The organism is Fodinisporobacter ferrooxydans (genome assembly GCF_022818495.1).
In the GTDB taxonomy this organism is placed as follows: Bacteria; Bacillota; Bacilli; order Tumebacillales; family MYW30-H2; genus Fodinisporobacter; species Fodinisporobacter ferrooxydans.
Genome location: NZ_CP089291.1, coordinates 4,435,920 through 4,455,714, shown reverse-complemented (window position 1 = coordinate 4,455,714; position 19,795 = coordinate 4,435,920). Strand labels below are relative to the sequence as shown.

The 19,795-nt window shown below is 41.2% G+C and carries 17 protein-coding genes; 14 read left to right on the top strand and 3 right to left on the bottom strand.

The annotated features are described in order from the left end of the window. Nucleotides 1-13 precede the first annotated feature (13 nt). The 3 genes from LSG31_RS21380 (at nucleotide 14) to LSG31_RS21370 (ending at nucleotide 1,977) form a co-directional block, all read left to right on the top strand. Nucleotides 14-304 (top strand): 2Fe-2S iron-sulfur cluster-binding protein, encoded by a 291-nt coding sequence (locus tag LSG31_RS21380; RefSeq protein ID WP_347437054.1) that lies wholly within the window; start codon nucleotides 14-16, stop codon nucleotides 302-304. Between the two features lie 52 nt (nucleotides 305-356). Continuing rightward, nucleotides 357-1,109 (top strand): creatininase family protein, encoded by a 753-nt coding sequence (locus tag LSG31_RS21375; RefSeq protein ID WP_347439578.1) that lies wholly within the window; start codon nucleotides 357-359, stop codon nucleotides 1,107-1,109. A 79-nt stretch (nucleotides 1,110-1,188) separates the two neighbouring features. After that, on the top strand, nucleotides 1,189-1,977 hold the full coding sequence (locus LSG31_RS21370) for a YoaK family protein (protein ID WP_347437053.1): 789 nt from the start codon (nucleotides 1,189-1,191) through the stop codon (nucleotides 1,975-1,977). Nucleotides 1,978-2,042: 65 nt separating this feature from the next. Here LSG31_RS21370 and LSG31_RS21365 read toward each other — a convergent pair whose 3' ends face one another. Next, complete coding sequence (locus LSG31_RS21365; RefSeq protein WP_347437052.1) at nucleotides 2,043-3,197, bottom strand: THUMP domain-containing class I SAM-dependent RNA methyltransferase; 1,155 nt, start codon at nucleotides 3,195-3,197, stop codon at nucleotides 2,043-2,045. Between the two features lie 314 nt (nucleotides 3,198-3,511). Between LSG31_RS21365 and LSG31_RS21360 the strand changes: the two genes are divergently transcribed. From LSG31_RS21360 to LSG31_RS21310, 11 genes are all read left to right on the top strand, one after another. Continuing rightward, nucleotides 3,512-3,811, top strand: coding sequence for a putative quinol monooxygenase (locus tag LSG31_RS21360; RefSeq protein ID WP_347437051.1), 300 nt, complete (start codon nucleotides 3,512-3,514; stop codon nucleotides 3,809-3,811). A 350-nt stretch (nucleotides 3,812-4,161) separates the two neighbouring features. Further along, nucleotides 4,162-5,154 carry a LacI family DNA-binding transcriptional regulator gene (locus LSG31_RS21355; protein WP_347437050.1) on the top strand — a complete coding sequence of 331 codons (993 nt, stop codon included), beginning with the start codon at nucleotides 4,162-4,164 and terminating at the stop codon, nucleotides 5,152-5,154. A 12-nt stretch (nucleotides 5,155-5,166) separates the two neighbouring features. Beyond that, on the top strand, nucleotides 5,167-6,351 hold the full coding sequence (locus LSG31_RS21350; RefSeq protein ID WP_347437049.1) for a Gfo/Idh/MocA family protein: 1,185 nt from the start codon (nucleotides 5,167-5,169) through the stop codon (nucleotides 6,349-6,351). Beyond that, on the top strand, nucleotides 6,348-7,319 hold the full coding sequence (locus LSG31_RS21345; RefSeq protein WP_347437048.1) for a sugar phosphate isomerase/epimerase family protein: 972 nt from the start codon (nucleotides 6,348-6,350) through the stop codon (nucleotides 7,317-7,319). The genes LSG31_RS21350 and LSG31_RS21345 overlap by 4 nt, the downstream gene beginning before the upstream one ends. Nucleotides 7,320-7,488: 169 nt before the next feature. Then, on the top strand, nucleotides 7,489-8,301 hold the full coding sequence (locus LSG31_RS21340) for a sugar phosphate isomerase/epimerase family protein (RefSeq protein WP_347437047.1): 813 nt from the start codon (nucleotides 7,489-7,491) through the stop codon (nucleotides 8,299-8,301). 22 nt (nucleotides 8,302-8,323) lie between these two features. Beyond that, nucleotides 8,324-9,541, top strand: a complete 1,218-nt coding sequence (locus tag LSG31_RS21335; RefSeq protein WP_347437046.1) for a substrate-binding domain-containing protein — start codon at nucleotides 8,324-8,326, stop codon at nucleotides 9,539-9,541. A 62-nt stretch (nucleotides 9,542-9,603) separates the two neighbouring features. Continuing rightward, the gene (locus LSG31_RS21330; RefSeq protein ID WP_347437045.1) at nucleotides 9,604-10,776 is read left to right on the top strand and encodes a levoglucosan dehydrogenase; all 1,173 of its coding nucleotides are present in this window, start codon (nucleotides 9,604-9,606) and stop codon (nucleotides 10,774-10,776) included. An 84-nt stretch (nucleotides 10,777-10,860) separates the two neighbouring features. Next, nucleotides 10,861-12,357, top strand: coding sequence for a sugar ABC transporter ATP-binding protein (locus LSG31_RS21325; RefSeq protein ID WP_347437044.1), 1,497 nt, complete (start codon nucleotides 10,861-10,863; stop codon nucleotides 12,355-12,357). Next, a complete protein-coding gene (locus LSG31_RS21320; protein WP_347437043.1) occupies nucleotides 12,338-13,318 on the top strand; it encodes an ABC transporter permease in 981 nt (326 codons plus the stop codon). The genes LSG31_RS21325 and LSG31_RS21320 overlap by 20 nt, the downstream gene beginning before the upstream one ends. A 289-nt stretch (nucleotides 13,319-13,607) precedes the next feature. Beyond that, nucleotides 13,608-14,612, top strand: a complete 1,005-nt coding sequence (locus LSG31_RS21315; RefSeq protein WP_347437042.1) for a LacI family DNA-binding transcriptional regulator — start codon at nucleotides 13,608-13,610, stop codon at nucleotides 14,610-14,612. Nucleotides 14,613-15,200: 588 nt separating this feature from the next. Next, nucleotides 15,201-16,904 (top strand): methyl-accepting chemotaxis protein, encoded by a 1,704-nt coding sequence (locus tag LSG31_RS21310; RefSeq protein ID WP_347437041.1) that lies wholly within the window; start codon nucleotides 15,201-15,203, stop codon nucleotides 16,902-16,904. Nucleotides 16,905-17,247: 343 nt separating this feature from the next. Here the strand turns inward: LSG31_RS21310 and LSG31_RS21305 are convergent, their stop codons facing one another. Beyond that, nucleotides 17,248-18,237: an ABC transporter permease gene (locus tag LSG31_RS21305; RefSeq protein ID WP_347437040.1), complete on the bottom strand. Its 990-nt coding sequence runs from the start codon at nucleotides 18,235-18,237 to the stop codon at nucleotides 17,248-17,250. 17 nt (nucleotides 18,238-18,254) lie between these two features. Continuing rightward, on the bottom strand, nucleotides 18,255-19,751 hold the full coding sequence (locus tag LSG31_RS21300) for a sugar ABC transporter ATP-binding protein (RefSeq protein ID WP_347437039.1): 1,497 nt from the start codon (nucleotides 19,749-19,751) through the stop codon (nucleotides 18,255-18,257). Between the last annotated feature and the right edge of the window lie 44 nt (nucleotides 19,752-19,795).

Sequence of the window (19,795 nt, the reverse complement as noted above, 5' to 3'; positions counted from 1 at the left end):
AGGTGAATGGACAATGCCCAAAGTCAGGTTGCACCGAAACGGACAAATCTATGAACAAGAGGTGCCTGAGAATAGTAATTTGGTAGTTTTGGCAGGAACCAAGAAGTTTCCTCAGATTCGGTATGGATGCGGGATGGGGAGATGCACCCGCTGTGTTTCGCGCGTTCTGGCTGGCGGAGAACATTTGCCTGAGCCGAACTGGAAAGAAGTAAAACGATTAGGCGAAGAAAAACTGAAAAATGGCTATCGTTTAACATGCCAATTATGGATTACGCATGATATTGAACTTTTGCAGGAAAACTGAATTGGATAGCAAAAAAAGACATTAGAGAGTCGGAAGGGGTATTGAAGTGGCAATGTATCATCTTTCGGACATGACTTGGCCTGAAGTAAAACAAGCGTTGGAAACAGTAAAAATTGCCATCATTCCTGTCGGGGCACATGAGCAGCATGGTCCTCATTTGACAGAAAGCTGTGATGATGTTTTGGCTGATAAGTTCTCTCGCAAACTGGGAGAACGGTTATATCCGCATGTGTTAGTAACCCCGAGTATTTCAATTGGAGTATCGATTCATCATATCCATTTTCCCGGAACGTTAACATTCCGTCCTGAAACATTGATTGCAGTGATACGCGATATGGTTTGGTCGTTAAAGCAACATGGCATTCAAAAATTCTTGCTGGTCAATTCACACGGAGGCAACCAATCGACATTGAGTGTTGCCTGTACTACGTTAACACATGAGCTTGGCATAGAAATCTATCTAGCGAAAACAACCGCTTCGGCGAAAAAAGCGATACAAGAACATGTCAAATCTACTCTGTTTGGACATAGCTGTGAGCGAGAAGTATCGGAAGCTTACTATCTGGCCCCGCAGTTGATTCGAGAAGATCAATTGGCTCCCGGAGACATTCAGGAAGGAAAGTGGAAGCTTTTGCGACCCGGCAATGCTGTACAAGGCACTTATTTTTACGATGAGATGACAGCAAATGGATGCATCGGCGATGCCACAAAAGCGAGTTACGATGCCGGGCAGGCGATTGTGGAAGAAGCATTGGGGAACATCGTTGCAGCTGTCTCCCAACTGTTGAATTTCAATGAAAACTAATAGGCAAAAGATAGAGTAACGTGAAAGAAAGAGCAAAGTGAAAGATATAGTAAACAGATATAGTAAAGTGAAAGATTTTGTGAAAGAGTTGATAAAATTGTCGAGAACGATGAGCAATGTATTGCTGGTGCTGCTGACCATGACTTCCGGTTGTGTGGACGCTATTGGTTTTCTTGCCCTCGGGCAAGTGTTTACGGCGGCAATGACCGGAAATACAGTATTGTTCGGGTTAGCGGTTGTGAATACACACGGAATGTCTGTCTTTGGGTATGCGGTGGCATTGCTGGGGTTTATCGTGGGAGCGGCGGCAGGTGCCGTAATCTTACGTCGTATTCAGGATAGAACCGGATGGAACCGGACGATAACCGCTTCCCTCTGTGTGGAATTGGCCGCACTCGTTTTGTTTGCCGGTATTGTTCTAGCCATGTCAAATATCAAGGCGCAAGGAGCCATGGCGGATGTTTTGCTTTTCCTCCTGGCTTTTGCGATGGGGGTACAAGGGATTACGGCGAGAAGAATTGGAGTGAACGGTGTCACAACTACGGTTATTACAAGTACACTGACAGGATTGGTAGAAACATTGGTATGGAAATTTGAGGATTCGCGTTTATCCACTTCTTCTTCATCTCACAAGCGCGACCCAGTATTCGGAAAAAAAGGAAATGCAACGTCCATCGCATCGATTGTCATGTGGATTGCGGTGATCGTGTTTTACGGCATTGGAGCAGCGATTTGTGGAGTCTTCGTACATCATTGGTATTTACAAGCCATTTGGCTTCCTATTGCGATTGTGTGTATTGTTATCGCAACATCCGGCGCATATGAAATACGTTCCGCAATGGAGCGAAAAACGGAAATCAGTATGTGAACGAGTGGATCATAAACCCCCCCCTCACCCTGAATCTGACATTCGGTTGATGGGGGATTTTGTTTCTAAGAATTCTTAGATCCGCGAGGCGGAAAAGGGCCAAAATACTGATATAAGTTGCATTGTATACGACCATTGTAAAGTTTGCGCTTTTTATCTGAGCGTTTGCCAAACAATCGTTCAAATTCCGGATGAGAAGTCAAAATGAATACGGACCAGGTTGGATCCACCGATGTTTTTATAATACTGCCGAATTGCCGATATAATGCTTCTATCTCTCGCATCTCTCCAAGACGTTCACCATATGGAGGATTGCCGATTAAACAGCCGTATTTTTGATCCAACTGCAGATTGCTGACAGGTTGAACCTGCCAACGAATATCATGTTTCAAACCTGCGATATTTGCATGTGTCTGAGCCATTGCAATCGCATTCGAATCGATATCGGAACCAAAAATAGACAATTCTTGTTGGTTATTGGCCAAATCAAAAGCTTCGTCCTCTGCTTCTTGCCAAAGTTTTTCGTGAATCGTCGGCCAAAATTGCGCATCGAATTCTCTTTGCAATCCGGGTGCAATATTTTTTCCGATCATGGCTGCTTCAATTGGAATCGTACCGGAGCCGCAGAATGGATCATACAAGGGGCGGTCTGGCGTCCAACGACTGAGTAAAACAATCGCCGCTGCCAGTGTTTCTTTGAGTGGCGCTTCTGCGGATAATTTGCGATATCCGCGTTTATGCAAGCCGGCACCGCTCGTATCAATCGTAAGTGTAGCAACATCTTTATGAATGGAAACTTCAATGGAGTATTGCGGTCCGGTCTCATCGAACCATTCTCGTTTATACGTTTCCTTTAATTTTTCGACGATCGCTTTTTTAACAATTCCCTGGCATGCAGGTACGCTCGATAACATGGATTTTACGGATCGTCCCTCAACAGGAAATGCGGCATCTTCCGGCAACCAGTTTTCCCAAGCTAATGCTTTCGTTTGTTCAAACAGCTCTTCAAACGTTGTGGCTTGAAATTCCCCCATCTTGACCAGTACACGATCTGCCGTTCGCAACCACAAATTCGATCGGCAAATTGCCTTTTCGTCACCAGCAAATGTAACTTTTCCGATATCAACCGTGATCTCTTCATACCCTAACTGCTTGATTTCCCTTGCTACGACCGATTCTAATCCAAAGGGTGTTGTAGCAATTAATTCGATTTTGTTCAAATATAACACATCCATTTATCATCTGATTGGAAATTCGTATCTATTATAACCGAAACATGATTGAATTTCTGAATGAAAAAAACTGTCATTCGGATAGGAGCTAATCCCGGATGGGTGATTTTCGGGACATCCAAGCAAGATGCCTGGAAATATGGTTTGGAAAGCATGAAGCATTGAAAGATATTGACTTCGATGGATATAATATCAAGGAGGCTGGATTTTGCCCGCGGTCTTCACATGGATTCGGTTGCAAGACTTTCACTGGAGCATCTTAAGGGTCTGGAAAAACTATTAAAGTCAGAGGAGAAATCGAAATGATCGCTTTTACCGCAACTTTAACAGCAAAGCCGGGGAAAGAAAAGGAGCTGGAAGAAGCCCTGATTGATATGGTTTCAAAGGTGCAAAACGAGGAAGGAGCTTTAGCATATATACTTCATCGAGCGAAACATGATGCAGCAAAATTTACTGTCTATGAAAAGTATAAGGATCAGGCAGCATTGGATTACCATGACTCAACGCCGCATATGAAGGAATTGCTGGCGAAGCTTGATTTGCTTTTGGATGAAGAAATACAGCTGAATCATTATGAAGAAATTGCATCAATCCGCCGTTAAAACACATACCGGTGTTTTATATCAGTAAAAATATCTCATTAAGGTAGCAAGGACAGACGGATTGTCGGTTAAGTTGCTGTTTTGAAACGGAATATCCTTGGTGGAGGGGACAAAAGTCTTCTCCTTTATTTTGGTTTCATAAAAACATCTGGACATTTCAATTGTAATCGATTACAATTTGATCATCAGATATTAACTTGCAAGTATGAACTGACTGAAATAAAAAAATAATTTAAAATGATAGTTTTCAGCTTTTTATTCGCATCTTAATTATTCTTATTATTACTGAATGATTAGCATTTATTGCAATCGATTGCAAACAAATTAAAAGAAGTAAAGGAAAAGATAGCATGCTAAAAATGGAGGATGTTGCAAAAATTGCGAATGTATCCACGGCTACGGTTTCAAGGGTTTTATCAAATAATAAAAATGTTTCCAAGAAGACGAAAGAAAAAGTTTTAAAAGTAATCAATCAATTGGAATACAAACCGAATCGGCTTGCTTCAAACTTTCGGAAAAAAACATCTGAAACGATCGCCGTGATATTGCCGGATATAGCGAACCCTTTTTTTTCAGAAATAGTCAAAGGTTTCAGAGATGAAGCGCTAGAAAACGGATACCATCTTCTCTTGTGTGACACTGGCAATAGTGCCGCTCAGGAAAAAGAGTTTGTAGAGCTAGTGAAAGAAAGATTTGTCGATGGGATCATACTCGCAACAGCAAGAATGCCGAAAGATGAAATTTACAAGTTAAGTCAAGAGATACCGGTTGTATTAGCCTGTGAGTATGTAGAGAGCTATGAAATCCCTACTGTATCGATCGACAACGTTTCTGCAGCTCGCGAGGCTACTGAATATTTAATCGATCAGGGACATACGCGCATTGGGTTTATCACAGGTCCATTGGAAATCATTTTAAGCAGGGATCGGGTGAAAGGGTATCGTCAGGCTCTGTTGCTTCGAGAGATTCCGATTCATGATTTTTTAATACAGGAAGGTGATTTTTCAGTAAAGTCCGGGTACGATATCATGACGAAATTTCTCGCGAATGAACAGAAGCCGACTGCTATTTTTGCTTCAAATGACGAGATGGCAATAGGGGCAATGAAAGCATGTAAAAGTAAAGGGTTGCGTATACCCGACGACATTTCAATTATTGGATTTGATGATGTTCCGATCAGTACATTGGTTGAACCTGAATTAACAACAGTGTCCCAACCGAAATATGAAATCGGAAGCCAGGCAATGAAAATGTTGCTAAACATTATTGAAACAAATGATTTGAAACAAAAACAAATCGTTTTGCCACATAAATTGATGATTCGTCAAACAACGCATCCATGAGGGGGAGAATACATGAAAAAAATAAAAGTCGGAATTATCGGCACCGGTTTTATAGGGCCTACTCATATTGAAGCAATAAGACGGCTCGGGTTTGTTGAAGTGATCGGTTTAGCGGAGAATAGTAAGGAAGTTGCTGAAAAAAAGGCGGCTGAACTTGGGATTCCCAGAGCATATGGCGATTATCAAGAGATGCTGGGTGATAGCGAAGTGCAAGTTGTACACAATTGTACGCCAAATCACCTTCACTTTACGATTAATAAGGAAATTATCTTGGCGGGAAAGCATGTGTTGTCTGAGAAACCCTTAGCGATGTCGAGTAAAGAATCCGCAGAGTTGTTGGAGTTGGCCAAAAAACAAGGTGTAGTTCATGGCGTCAACTTTAATTATAGACAATTTCCAATCGTGCAGCAACTGAAAACGATGATACAAAATGAGGACTTAGGAAAAGTAAATCTGGTACACGGAAGTTATTTACAGGATTGGTTGTTGTTTGACACGGATTATAATTGGCGCTTGGCTCCCGAAGTGGGTGGGAACTCACGAGCTGTAGCAGATATCGGATCCCATTGGTGTGATACGGTTCAATTCGTAACAGGCAAAAGAATTGCAGAAGTATTTGCCGATTTGGCAACGGTTATACCTGTGAGGAAAAAACCAAAACATAATGGATCCACGTTTGGCACACAAAACGTGCAAGAGGAGGGTTTTGAAGATGTTCCAATAAAGACGGAAGATTATGCTTCAGTTCTTCTGCGTTTTCATGATGGAACGAAAGGCGTATTTACTGTTTCTCAAGTAAGTGCCGGGCGTAAAAATAGGCTTAGTTTTGAAATCGATTGCAGTCAGAAAACAGCTTACTGGAACCAAGAAGAACCAGAAAAATTGTGGATTGGGCATCGAGACAGACCCAATGAAATTCTATTGGCAGATCCTGCGCTGTTTTCTTCTGAAGCCAGATCATCGATCCATCACCCTGGAGGGCATAATGAAGGCTGGCCTGATGCATTAAAGAATATGATGGTAAATTATTACACATTTATTCTGGAAGGCAAAGATCCTCTACGTGATAAAACGAATTTTGCGACATTTGAAGATGGACATGTATCCATGTGTATTACCGATGCAATTTTAGAAAGTAATGGAACAGGGCGATGGGTGAAAGTAAACGTAACGAATCCATTGGAGGTGGAAGCGTGAAACTTGGCGTTTTAACCGTATTGTTTCAAAATAAGCCTTTAGATGCTACGCTTGAAATGATCAAGGATTTAGGGTTGGACGCTGTGGAATTAGGCACAGGAAACTACCCGGGCAATGCTCATTGCAATCCAGATGAATTGTTGTCGGATCAAGAAAAAATCAAAGAATTTAAAGACAAGATTGATAAAAAAGGACTTTTTATCAGTGCGCTCAGTTGCCACGGCAATCCGTTACACCCACAAAAAGATATCGCGCAAAAGTTTCACGAGACTTGGAGAAAAACCATCTTGTTAGCCGAAAAATTAGGGGTGGATTGCATTAATGTTTTTTCGGGATGCCCAGGAGATTCCGAACAATCACAGTATCCAAATTGGGTTACATGTGCATGGCCGCCTGATTATCAGGAAATATTACAGTGGCAATGGGAATCAAAATTGATACCGTACTGGAAAGAGGAAGTGGAATTTGCCCGCAAACATAACGTGAAGAAAATCGCTTTTGAAATGCACCCTGGTTTTATGGTGTACAATCCGGAAACTCTTATTAAATTAAGAGAAGCAGTCGGGGAGGAAATTGGAGCGAATTTTGACCCCAGCCATCTATTATGGCAAGGAATCGACCCGATTGAAGCCATTAAGTTCTTGGGGAAAAAGCAGGCGATATTTCATGTGCATGCAAAGGACATCTATTTGGATAAAAGCAATATAAACGTAAATGGTGTTTTGGATACGAAGCCTTATGGGCAGATCATCGATCGCTCATGGACGTTTAGAAGTGTAGGGTATGGAATGAACGAGGAAGTTTGGAAAAATATCATTAGCACGTTGAGAATTGTTGGTTATGATTATGTTTTAAGTGTTGAACATGAAGATTGTTTGGCATCTTCTTTTGAAGGATTTTCCAAGGCGGTTAACCTGCTTAAAAAATCGATGTTTTATGAACCGATGGAGGAAATGTGGTGGGTATAAAAAGTTCAAATTTTTCTTGTAGACAATTATCACGGAAATCGTTTACAATGCAATTAGGTTTTTGTAATCGATTGCAGTCAGTGTAATGATGATATTTGATGGGTATTAGCATCTTTTTTTAAAAATCAAATTGCAATCGATTACAATAAAACAATGGAGGCGAAATTCGATGAAATTTGGTTACCAAACAAATACTTGGGGCGGAGTCGTGGGACATCCAGCAGGTGTTACCTCAATAAAAGATCTTTTTTATCTCACGAACGGATCAAATGAAGCAGCTATCTCGGACATTAGCAGTGCTGGATATGAAGGGATTGAAATTTTCGATGGCAATCTCTATCAATATCGTAACGAAACAAACAAATGTAAGGAGCTGTTAGAAGAAAAAAACGTTTCACTCATTGCTGTATATAGCGGCGCGAACTTTATTTATGAGGATATTCTGGCAGATGAATTGTGGAGAATTGAGGAAGCGGCAAAGTTAGGTAAAGAGTTTGGGGCTGAGCATTTGGTTGTTGGAGGTGGGGCGATTCGTTCAACGGAAGTCTTAGCTGAAGATTACAAACGGTTGGCAAAAGGTCTCGATAAGGTTACAGAGATCGCCGACAACTACGGATTGAAGGCAAGTTACCACCCTCACTTAGGAACAATAGGGCAATCCCCAGAGCAGATTGACCGGATTTTTGAATACACATCCATCGATTTTTGCCCAGATACCGCACATCTCGTTGCTGGCGGAGCAAACATGGAAGCGATTGTTTCAAAATATATCGAAAGAATCAAATACGTTCATTTTAAAGATTATCAAGATGGTACATTCCTTCCATTGGGGAAAGGACAACTTCCTTTTGAAAGACTGGCTCAAATATTGTTGGAAAACAAATATGACGGGTGGGTAACGGTTGAGCTGGATTATTATGATGGACATCCCAAAGATGCTGCAATCATCAGCAAAAACTATTTGGATTCCATATTTAATTAAAATTGACAGGGGGCAAATTATTATGAAAAAGAACTTGCGTATGAAAAAAGTAGGCGTTTTAGCGGTAACGGCAGTGATGTCAATTTCTCTGTTCGGTTGTGGAACACAATCATCTACCAATCAGGCTTCCAGTAGTTCTGCTGGTTCAAAAACAGCTCATGTCGCACAACCTGCATGGTACAAAGAGCCGACTGCAAACCAGTTAAAGCAAGCGCAACAAGATACGATCGCGGGTGTGATTCTAAGCAGTGGTCCAAACGGAGAAAAAGCATTTCCTGCAAAGGATATTAAAATCACGAATGAAGAGTTGGCAAAAATTAAAGAAGGTCATTATACAGCTGCGATTGCCATGCACTATTCAGGAAATGATTGGTCACAACAACAAATTGCAGGATTGAAAGCTGAATTCGCAAAGTTGGGAATCAATGTAATCGCAGTAACAGATGCGAACTTCAAAAGTGCCCAACAGATTTCTGATCTAGAAGCGATTTCGGCAAAGAAACCTAATATTCTTGTGAGTATTCCAGTCGATGCGAAAACGGAATCAAGTGCGTATAAAAAGATTGCTGCTTCCGGAACGAAAATTGTTTTCATGGATCAACCGGCAAGTGCAATGACTGCCGGTAAAGATTATGTGTCAGTTGTATCTGCAGATAATTTTGGGAACGGTATGGTAGCAGCCGATGAATTAGCAAAAGCATTGGGTGGAAAGGGAAATGTCGCAGCTTTATATTATGCTTCGAATTTCTATGTGACAAACCAGCGTTATGAAGGTTTTGTAGCACGGCTCAAAGCGAAATATCCCAATATTCATCTCGTAGCGACCGAAGGATTCCAAGATCCGAATCAAACGCAAAGTGTCGCTTCAGCACTGCTTACAAAAAACCAAAATATTCAAGCGATGTGGGTAGCATGGGATGTACCTGCAATGGGAGCGGTTTCCGCTGCCAGGATTGCCGGCAAGAGTCCAAGCAACTTTACGATTGTTTGTGAAGATCTGGGAAATGAAGTTGCGCTAAATATGGCGCAAAACGGATTTGTTAAAGGGTTAGGAGCACAACGTCCATATGATCAAGGGGTTGCTGAGGCAGAAGAAGCAGCATTATCGCTGATTGGCGGCCAGACCCGTCCATATGTTGCAGTTCCTTCTCTTGCTGTAGATCGGTCGAATTTGGCTCAATCCTATCAGACGGTTTATCATGCCGCTCCACCTGCAGATGTTACAAATGCGCTTAAATAAACAAATAGGAAAATAATTTTGAATGAAAATAAATACTGCTGATAACTAGGAGGAACAGAAGTATGAAACACTTAAATGTAGGTTTAATTGGCGGGGGATTTATGGCTAAGGCGCATTCGCTGGCGTATGCTACGATGCCGATGTTTTTCTGGCCTGCGCCAGCAATACCGGTGCGTAAGGCGGTAGCAGATGTTAATTTGGAACTAGCCATAGACGCCAAAAATCGACTAGGTTATGAAAAAGCTTATGGAGATTGGCGTGAACTCGTCAACGACCCAGAGATCGATGTGATCGATATTGTTACACCGAATCATGTTCACGCGGAAATGGCGATAGCGGCAGCAAAAGCCGGCAAACATATTTTGTGTGAAAAACCATTAGCTCGTACTGCAAAAGAAGCAAAAATGATGTTGGATGCAGTCCAAGCAGCCGGGGTCGTTCATATGGTTGCATTTAACTACCGCCGTACGCCGGCAGTAGAACTAGCCAAGAAATTTATTCAAGAAGGCAGAATTGGTAAAATCTTAAGTTTCCGGGGAACATATTTACAAGATTGGTCAGCTGATCCGGCATCTCCCCTTTCCTGGCGCTTTAAAAAAGACGTTGCGGGATCTGGTGCTCTTGGCGATATAGCAGCACATGTGATCGATATGGCGCGGTATTTGGTTGGGGAGTTTGAAAGTGTGAATGCACTCGTGAAAACATGGATTCCGGAACGCCCGATACAGCAAAGTGGAGTGGACAAGTTAGGTACCGTCAAGTCATCTGATGATACCCCAAAAGGTGTTGTAGATGTTGATGACGAGGTTAATTTCATGATTCATTTTGAAAGCGGTGCGATTGGCAGCATTGAATCTACACGAAATGCTCATGGTCGCAATAATTATATTACGTTTGAGATTCATGGTGAAAAAGGTTCCATTTTCTTCAACTATGAAAGAAGAGACGAATTGCAGGTTTGCTTTGCTGATGATCCGGTTGATGCAAAAGGTTTCAGAACCATCTATACTGGTCCTGCGCATCCATACGGTGAAGGACTATGGCCGATCCCCGCATTAGGAATCGGATATAGTGAAACCAAAATAGTCGAGTGTTACGATTTTATGAAGGCCATTGTGGATGGAAATGGCGTTTCACCAGATTTTAACGATGGGTATCAAATTGCAAGAATTTGCGATGCGGTCTTGGAATCAGGCACACGACAAGAATGGGTTAAAATCAGTTGGATCGAGTAAAAAAAGGAATTGGAGCAAGGGAATTTGATATCCGTTTCTGCGATTTTCCTTGCTCCATTTCCAGCCTTAAAAGTAGGTGATCATATGAGTCAACGCTATGTATTACACATGAAAGAGATTGAAAAATCATTTAATGGAGTCTCTGTCTTAAAAAAGGCTTATTTTTCATTAGGCAAAGGAGAAGTTCATGCACTTGTCGGCGGTAACGGTGCGGGTAAATCTACCCTAATGAAAATATTAACGGGTGTGTATATGAAAGATACAGGGACAATACAAATCGATAACAACACGATTGAGATTCACTCGCCACAGGATGCTGAAAAAAGCGGTATTGCAATGATTTTTCAGGAGTTTAGTTTAATACCAACATTAACTGTTGCGCAAAATATTTTTTTAACGCGAGAACCTCGTTCGGCAAAAGCATTTATCAATGATAAAGAATGCATTCTGGCGGCAGAGGAGATATTAAATAAGTTAAATGTAGATATTGATCCAAATGCAACGGTGGACTCGTTAGGTGTAGGATATTGGCAGATGGTCGAAATCGCTAAGGCGTTATCCAAAAATGCAAAAATTTTGATCATGGATGAACCAACCGCCTCATTGTCAGAATCCGAAACGACTTCATTATTCAAGCTGGTAAAACAGCTGAAAGATAGCGGAATATCGATCGTATATATATCACACCGAATGGCAGAAATTTTTGAAATATGTGATAAATTAACAGTGCTAAAAGATGGGCAAACCATCCTGACTGACGATTGCAATAACCTTACAATGGAAAAAGTAGTAGAAAGTATGATGGGGGCTGAAGCTGGACAATCCTTCAAATGGATTGAACGAACGTATAATCGCCCGGCTGAGCCTGTTCTTGAAGTAAAAAACCTAGTATATGGCAACAGGGTTAAAGATGTAACGTTTCAACTCTATCCGGGGGAAATTGTTGGTTTAGCCGGGTTAATGGGAAGTGGCAGGACTGAAATTGCACAATGTATATTTGGCATGCAACGACCGGATTCAGGCGAAATCGTAATAGAGAATCAAAAAGTAAAACGAACGAAAGATGCAATACGAAACGGAATTGCCCTTGTGCCAGAAGATAGAAGGAAACAAGGGTTGGTTTTGGACCATACGGTACGAGAAAATATGATGTTACCAATGATCAAACGGCTTACAAAAGGTTTATTTGTGAATGATGGCAAAGGTAATTCACTTACGGAAGAGTATATTGAAAAATTAAATATTAAAACAGATGGCGTATCAAAAGTGGTGAAACTCCTTTCCGGTGGAAACCAACAAAAAATAGTGCTGGCAAAATGGCTTGCTCAACATCCAAAAGTATTAATTTTAGATGAACCCACGATCGGTGTAGATATTGGCGCAAAGTCTGAGATTGTTGAAATTATTCGTTCAATGGCAAATGACGGGATGGCTATTTTAGTTATATCGTCAGAACTAGAAGAACTGCTTGCCGTTAGCGATCGAATATTAGTTCTATATAACGGAACAATTACCAGAGAAATTCAAAGAAAGGAAATAGAATCCGAGGAGGCTCTCCATCATGCTATCCAGGGTTATTAATGAAAGGAACATTATGAATACGAAACTGAGTAGAAAAACTTTTGACTGGCGTAACTACATTGTATATATTGCCTTTGTTATTATTCTGATTTTCTTCGGTGTTACTTTAGGAAATCAAGGGTTTCTATTACCGTCGAATTTGTTGAACATTGTTCGGGAAACTACGATGATATCCATCATGGCAGTTGCGATGACATTTGTTATTGCATCTGGTGAAATTGATTTATCCATTGGCTCTACGACGGCTTTTGCTGCTTTAATATCTGCATTGGCAATTCAAGCAGGCTTCGGTTTTTTGGGAGGTGTTGTAGCCGGATTGCTTTCAGGTTTGCTTGTTGGAGCAGTAAATGGCTATTTAACAACGAAAATTGCGATTCCTTCGTTTCTAGTAACTTTAGGGATGATGCAGCTTGTACGCGGTGTTGATATGTGGATTACACATACCAACCCTGTTCCCATCCTAAATATGACATTTAATAATGTGTTTGGTTCCGGTAATGTGGGACCGATACCTTCACTTCTTATTTGGTCATTAGTCGTTTTGATTATTGGACATTTTACCCTGAAGAAGACACCTTTTGGCCGTCAAATTCTAGCAACCGGGGGGAATCGTCTATCGGCAGAATACTCGGGTGTTAATACACAGCGTATCAAGTTTACAGCGCTTTTGCTTACTAGTGTTGCGGCTGCTATTGCCGGCATGTTGTATAGCGGAATGATGCAAAGTGCTCGCTATAGCTTTGGAGACGGCGATGAATTGAGCGCGATTGCTGCTGTGATCTTAGGAGGAACGAGTTTATTCGGAGGCAATGGTTCTATTATTGGTACTGTCATAGGTTCATTAATGATTGGTACCATTAATAACGGTTTGATCATCATGGGCTTGGATGTCAGTCAGCAGATGGTAGTCAGCGGCGCAATTATCATCCTGGCTGTTGCATTCGGCAAGAAGTCTAGGTAATATAGCATCTTTTAAATCAAACAAATCATATATGGGGCAGTTGAATATATCCAAAAAAGTTGATGAGACCTTTTGGAACGATTCAACGCCCCTTTCATTTTTCGAAATATTTGTATCCAATAGGATTGCATAAAGATCCGCAACGATTTAAACTAATGGATATAATAGAGAAAGCGCTTTTTCTTTTTTTAAGATTCTATAATTCAGGTATTTCATGAACATTTTTGAAAATCACTGTAGTAAATTGACACACATGAAATCACTATAAAAAATGAAAGTATGATCAGAAATGAAGCCAACCATTTACGATGTTGCCAAAGAAGCCGGAGTGTCCATTTCCACTGTTTCCAGGGTGATTAATAATACCGGTCGAATTGGCGAGAAGACGAGGAAGAAAGTATTGGAAGTTGTTGAACAACTCAACTATCACCCTAGTGTCGTAGCCTCCGCTTTAACGGGAAAGCGTACTTGCACGATCGGACTCATTATCCCTGATGTTGCCAATCCCTTTTTTGCAGAATTATCCAGAAGTATAGAGGATCATGGAAGAGAATTGGGGTTTAATCTTTTAATGTGTAATACGGATAATAACCCGGATACGGAAGAAATGTACCTTTCTCTGCTGAAACAGAAAAGTGTAGACGGAATCATCATTGGAACAACAACAAAGAATTATAACCTGTTGAGGGAATTGCAGAAGGAACATTTCCCGATCGCGTTGATTGCACAAGATATCCCGGAATTAATGCTGGATGTAGTTACGGTCGATGATTTTTTGGGGGGATATATGGCTACGTCCCATTTAGTTTCTTTGGGACATGAAAAAATCGGATGCATATTGGGAACTTTGGCTCGAACAAGTGAAAAATACCGTTATCAAGCATATCGACAGGTGCTGGAAGAAAACGGGTTGGATTTTGATGAGGATTTCGTCATGCACACAGATTATTCAATGGAAGATAGCAAACGGGCGGCCCTTGAACTCCTTCGATCCCCCAAGCGGCCAACGGCTGTTTTTGCGAATTATGATTCCCTTGCCATTGGAGTATACCAGGCAGCCAAAGAATTAGGGCTAAAGATCCCGGAGGATATATCGGTGATCGGATTTGATAATACGATATTGGCATCCATTGTGGATCCTCCATTAACTACAATCGCTCAACCGATTCATGAAATGGGTCAACAAGTCATGGATTTGTTGGTACAAGAAATTGAGGGTAGAAAAAATACGAAAAGACGGCTTGTTTTACCGCCGGAATTAATCATTCGCAATTCAACGAAACAAATCAGATAGCAGCCTTTCTTGGAACTCGTTTAAACGGCAAGAAACATGTAAAGTTTGCCCTTATGAATAAAAGCACTTTGTAAAATATAAAATACAGGGTGCTTTTTCCTATTTTTAATGAATGTTTATCCCCACTCGCCATGTCTTTACATCCTGTATCTTTATATCCCGAAATATGGAATACGATGCTGCTGTTTCTTGTAAAGGTGATGACTTTGGTGAAAAGTATTGCAAAAAGAAAATGTAAGCTTTAGAATGATAGAAAGCAAGTTGGGGCAAGCGCTTGCATAAAAATAATGTCTTTAAACGTTACTAGAATTTCCGGATATTGCATGCTAAATATTGAATTGGATTGTTCCTTTCATCATTCGATAAGAAAGAAGAATTGAGCAATTTTTTAAATATTTTGGGCGAGCGCTTTCATCTATTGTGACATATCCGTATTGTTTAGAACACGAAGTAAAAGGAAGACATACGTTTTATTTTTATGAAATCGCTTGCAATAGAAAAATTATAAAGGAAAGGGAATTTGGCTTATATGAAATAGTTGGATGTATTCGTTTTCGCCAAAATTTATGGGACATGGGGATGTGATTGATGTTGAAGTTTACAATCGGAAAAAAGCTAGTCGCAGGGTTTGCCAGTGTTCTGATTCTTTTACTTGTAGTAAGTGTAATCGCTATTTGGAATATGTATCAAATGGGAAATGCAGCAAAAGCGATTCAGAAAAATTGGATGCCAAATGTAAAATCACTGGGTCAAATACAAGCAGATTTTCTGAATGTAGAGCGTGAAACGTTGCGATTTGTTTTGGAATCGGACCCAAATCAAATGCATCAGCTTGCACAAAAGCAGCAACAATTTTTGAATGATTTAAAAGCCGAACAAAAGCAATATGAACCTCTGATATCAAGTCAGGAAGAACGAAGCGTATATGAAGCTTTTAAAAATAAGGAAACGTATTATCTTTCACAGCTTCCTGTTATTATGAGTGCCGGTCAACATAAAGATTATACTGCAGCAAACATTCTTGCCGAACAAAGTTCCAATGATTTTGAACAAGCTCTTAACAACCTTCAAAAAGACATACAATTGAATACAAAGGAGTCCGATCAAGCGACGTCTCGGTCGGTTCAATTGTTTCAATCAGGATTCACTTACATCATCTTTGTTAGCTTATTCGCAATTATTCTAGGTATTGTAATTGTTATGTTGATGTCCCGCCTGATTTCCGTACCAATCGTCAAAGTGTCCGGAATTGCTGAGCAAATCGCATCAGGTAATTTAACTGTACATGAAATTAAAGTCAAAAACCGTGACGAAATCGGCGATTTGGCAAGAGTGTTTAATCATATGTCCCACAATCTGCGTGAATTAGTTCAAAAAGTAAGCATGAGTGCCGAACAGGTAGCTGCATCTTCCGAACAGTTGTTGGCAAGTTCGGAACAAACGACACAGGCAACACAGCAAATCGCGATTTCCGTTCAAGAAGTTGTAATAGGCAGCCAACAACAATCTTCCGATATAGAAAAAGCTGCTCAAACTGTCCACGAAATGGTAGAAGGTGTGCAACAAATCGCTGGAAGCATGCAAAATATGTCAAGGTTGGCTGCAAAGACATCGGATGTATCATCAGAGGGGAATCAAGTAATAGAAAAAACGATCCACCAGATGAATTTTATTCAAACAACCGTAGAGGAAGCACAACTATCGATTAAAGAATTAGGGGATCATGCGGGGTTTATTGGTGTGATCGTGGAAACGATTACATCCATTGCCAGTCAAACGAACTTGCTTGCTCTTAATGCTGCGATTGAAGCCGCGAGGGCTGGGGAACACGGGCGCGGTTTTGCAGTGGTAGCCGATGAAGTTCGAAAACTTAGTGAAGAATCTTCAAAAGCGGCAAGACAAATTACAGAATACATTACAATCATCAAAGAAGGAATTGATAAAGTCGTCGAATCAATGGAAGCAGGAACGAAAGAAGTAGGCGCTGGAATTCATATTGTGAATTTAGCAAAACAATCCTTTGAGGAAATCAACCAATCGGTAGAAGAAGTAGTAGGAAAAATTCAGGATGCTTCTTCAGCTACTCAATCACTATCTGACGGTGCGGAGGAAATTGTGCTTGTGATGGATCAAATTGCAGGAATTGCCGAGTCATCGATATCGATTACACAAAATGTGTCAGCTGCAAATGAAGAACAACTTGCATCGATGGAAGAGATTACGGCATCCACCGAATCGTTATCAATGATGGCATTGGAATTAAATGAGCAAGTGAGCATGTTCAAAATATAAAGTGAAACTTGAATGAGGCGGAGTTTCTATTCCATCTGGTTTTTAGTTGAGCGTATCCATGAGATGAGATACAAGAAACTCCCGCTTGCAAAGGCGGGAGTTTCTTGTTGCGGTAACTGTGATAATATTGTACCGGTTAAAAATCTATCATTTGGATAGAGAACCACCGAGTAAATGAATATAGAGGGGCAACAGTGGTACATATGTGTAGATTGAAAATCAATATAGCATCGTTACTATATAAAACAACGGAAGCTGATATATAAGCACTCCTTTTCGGACTTGATTCGAATAGATTTTCATTTCCAATAACCTTGTATTTATGGAAACTCCACGAAGATATTTAGGATTTCTTTTTATGCCTTTGTGAGTCAATAAATACGGCAAGAGCGATAATGACACCTTTTAAAATGGATTGCCAGTAAGAAGGTACGTTCAACAGATCCAATCCGTTGTTCATGACACCAATGATCAAAGCACCCACAATCGTTCCAGGGATCGTCCCGATTCCGCCTGTCAGGCTAGTGCCTCCGATGACTGCAGCTGTTATCGCATCCAACTCATAACCCAATCCGGCGTTCGGGTCGCCTGATCCGACACGTGACGTCAATATAACAGAAGCGACACCAGCTAATAATCCAGCAAGAGAATAGACGATAATTTTAATTCGGTCTACATTTAAACCGCCAATGATAGCTGCTTGTTCATTTCCTCCAATCGCATATATCCATTTTCCGATTTTGGTTTTCGTTAGAATAATATGGAATATGACCCCAATGATCAAAAAGATGATAATCGGAATGGGAATGCCTGCAAGATAACCGCCGCCAATTACGCCGAACGTTTGTGACAACGCTTGTATCGGCTCTCCTCCTGAAACCAATAGGGCTAATCCGCGTGCCGCCGTCATCATTGCCAATGTAACGATAAAAGGAGCCATCTTTCCCTTTGTGATGACAACACCGTTGATTATTCCGGCTAAGGCACCAACAACGATTCCTACGATAATCGGAAGAATGACAGGTTCATGGGATTGTGCAAAAAGTGCAGAGGAGACGGAAGCGACACCAATCACCGATCCGGGTGATAAATCGATGCCTGCTGTAATAATGACAATGGTTGCACCGATTGCGGTGATTCCGACAATACTGACCTGACGTACGATATCCAACAGATTGCCTACCGTAAAGAAAAAGGGCGTCAGAATCGACATGATTACAATCATTCCGATTAAAACCAGAAAAATTCCGAATTTGTCAAGAAAATGATAGATATTGATTTTTACATTTCTAGAAGTGGCTGCCTCCTGATTTAGCAACAATTTTTCTTCCATATGGTACACTCCTTTATTTAATGAATAAGACTGGTGGCAAACTCCATAATTCTTTCTTGTGTAGCCGATTGACCGTCCAGTTCTCCTGCCACTTGGCCGGCGCTCATCACTACTATCCGATCGCTGATTCCCAATACTTCCGGGAGTTCCGACGATACGACAATGACCGCCTTTCCCTTGCTCGTCAGCTCATTGATCAGCTTGTAAATCTCGAATTTTGAACCGATGTCAATTCCTCGAGTCGGCTCGTCAAGTATAAGAATATCCGGATCATTGAGAAGCCAACGCGCCAATAAAACTTTTTGCTGATTACCGCCGCTCAGTTTTCCTATAATCTGATTCAGGTTAGGGGTTTTTACCGAGAGCAACTTTCGCTGCTCATCACTCGATTGATCGATTCGCTTTTTATCGAGAAAGCCAAATCTGGCGAACTTGTCGATACTCACAAACATCATGTTGTCTTGTACGGAAAGCGGGAGAAAACACCCGGTTTCTTTGCGGTCTTCTGTCAACATACCTAAGCCGTAACGAATAGCATCCGAAGGTTTTTTTATTTTTGCCAAATTGCCATGTATCATGATTTCCCCTGATTCAGCTGGCCGAATTCCGAACAATGACTCCATGACTTCTGTTCTGCCCGAACCCATAAGGCCGGCAAAGCCAAGTACTTCTCCTCTGCGGACTTCAAAGCTCACGTTTTTAAACTTGCCTGGACAGGTTAAGTTGCGTACCGACAAAATCACTTCTTGAATGGAGGAAGGTTGTCTGTACGACGTTTGGTTGATTTCTCTTCCGACCATCAATTGTATCAGACGAGAATTCGTTAATTCCCGAGCCGGCTTTGACTCGACAAATTGTCCATCCCTAAAGACGGTAATGTCATCGGAAATCATGAATACTTCACTCATCTTGTGGGTGATATAAATGATGGAAACTCCATCCTTTTTCAAGGATGCAATAATCTGAAACAAATGCTCGACTTCCCGCTCGGTAATCGCGGATGTCGGTTCATCCATGATGATCAGATCCGATTTATAGGAGATAGCCTTGGCAATTTCAACAAGTTGACGGTTTGCAACACTAAGTTCTTTCATTTTAACAGTAGGTGCGATATTCATATTGAGTTTCGCAAATAATTCTTCACAATCACGATACAGCTTTTTAAAATCGATCCATCCGCTTTTGAGGGTCGGTTCCCGGCCAAGAAAAATGTTTTCGGCGACGGTCATATTCGGGATACTGCTCAATTCCTGATGAATCATGGAAATGCCTGCATGCAAACTGTCATGGATGCTGCGCAGATGAAGGTCCTTCCCTTTGAATCGAATGCTTCCGGCGTCCGGCTTGTAAATTCCGACGAGTATTTTCATCAAAGTGGATTTGCCGGCGCCATTTTCCCCCATTAATGCATGAACAGTGCCTTTTCTTACTTGAAGCCGTGCGTTTTTTAACGCTTGAACACCGGAGAAAGCCTTGCATATGCCGTCCATTTCCAAAACATATTGTTGTTCCATACGATCACATCCTTTTTAAACGGGCACCAACATGGATTGGTGCC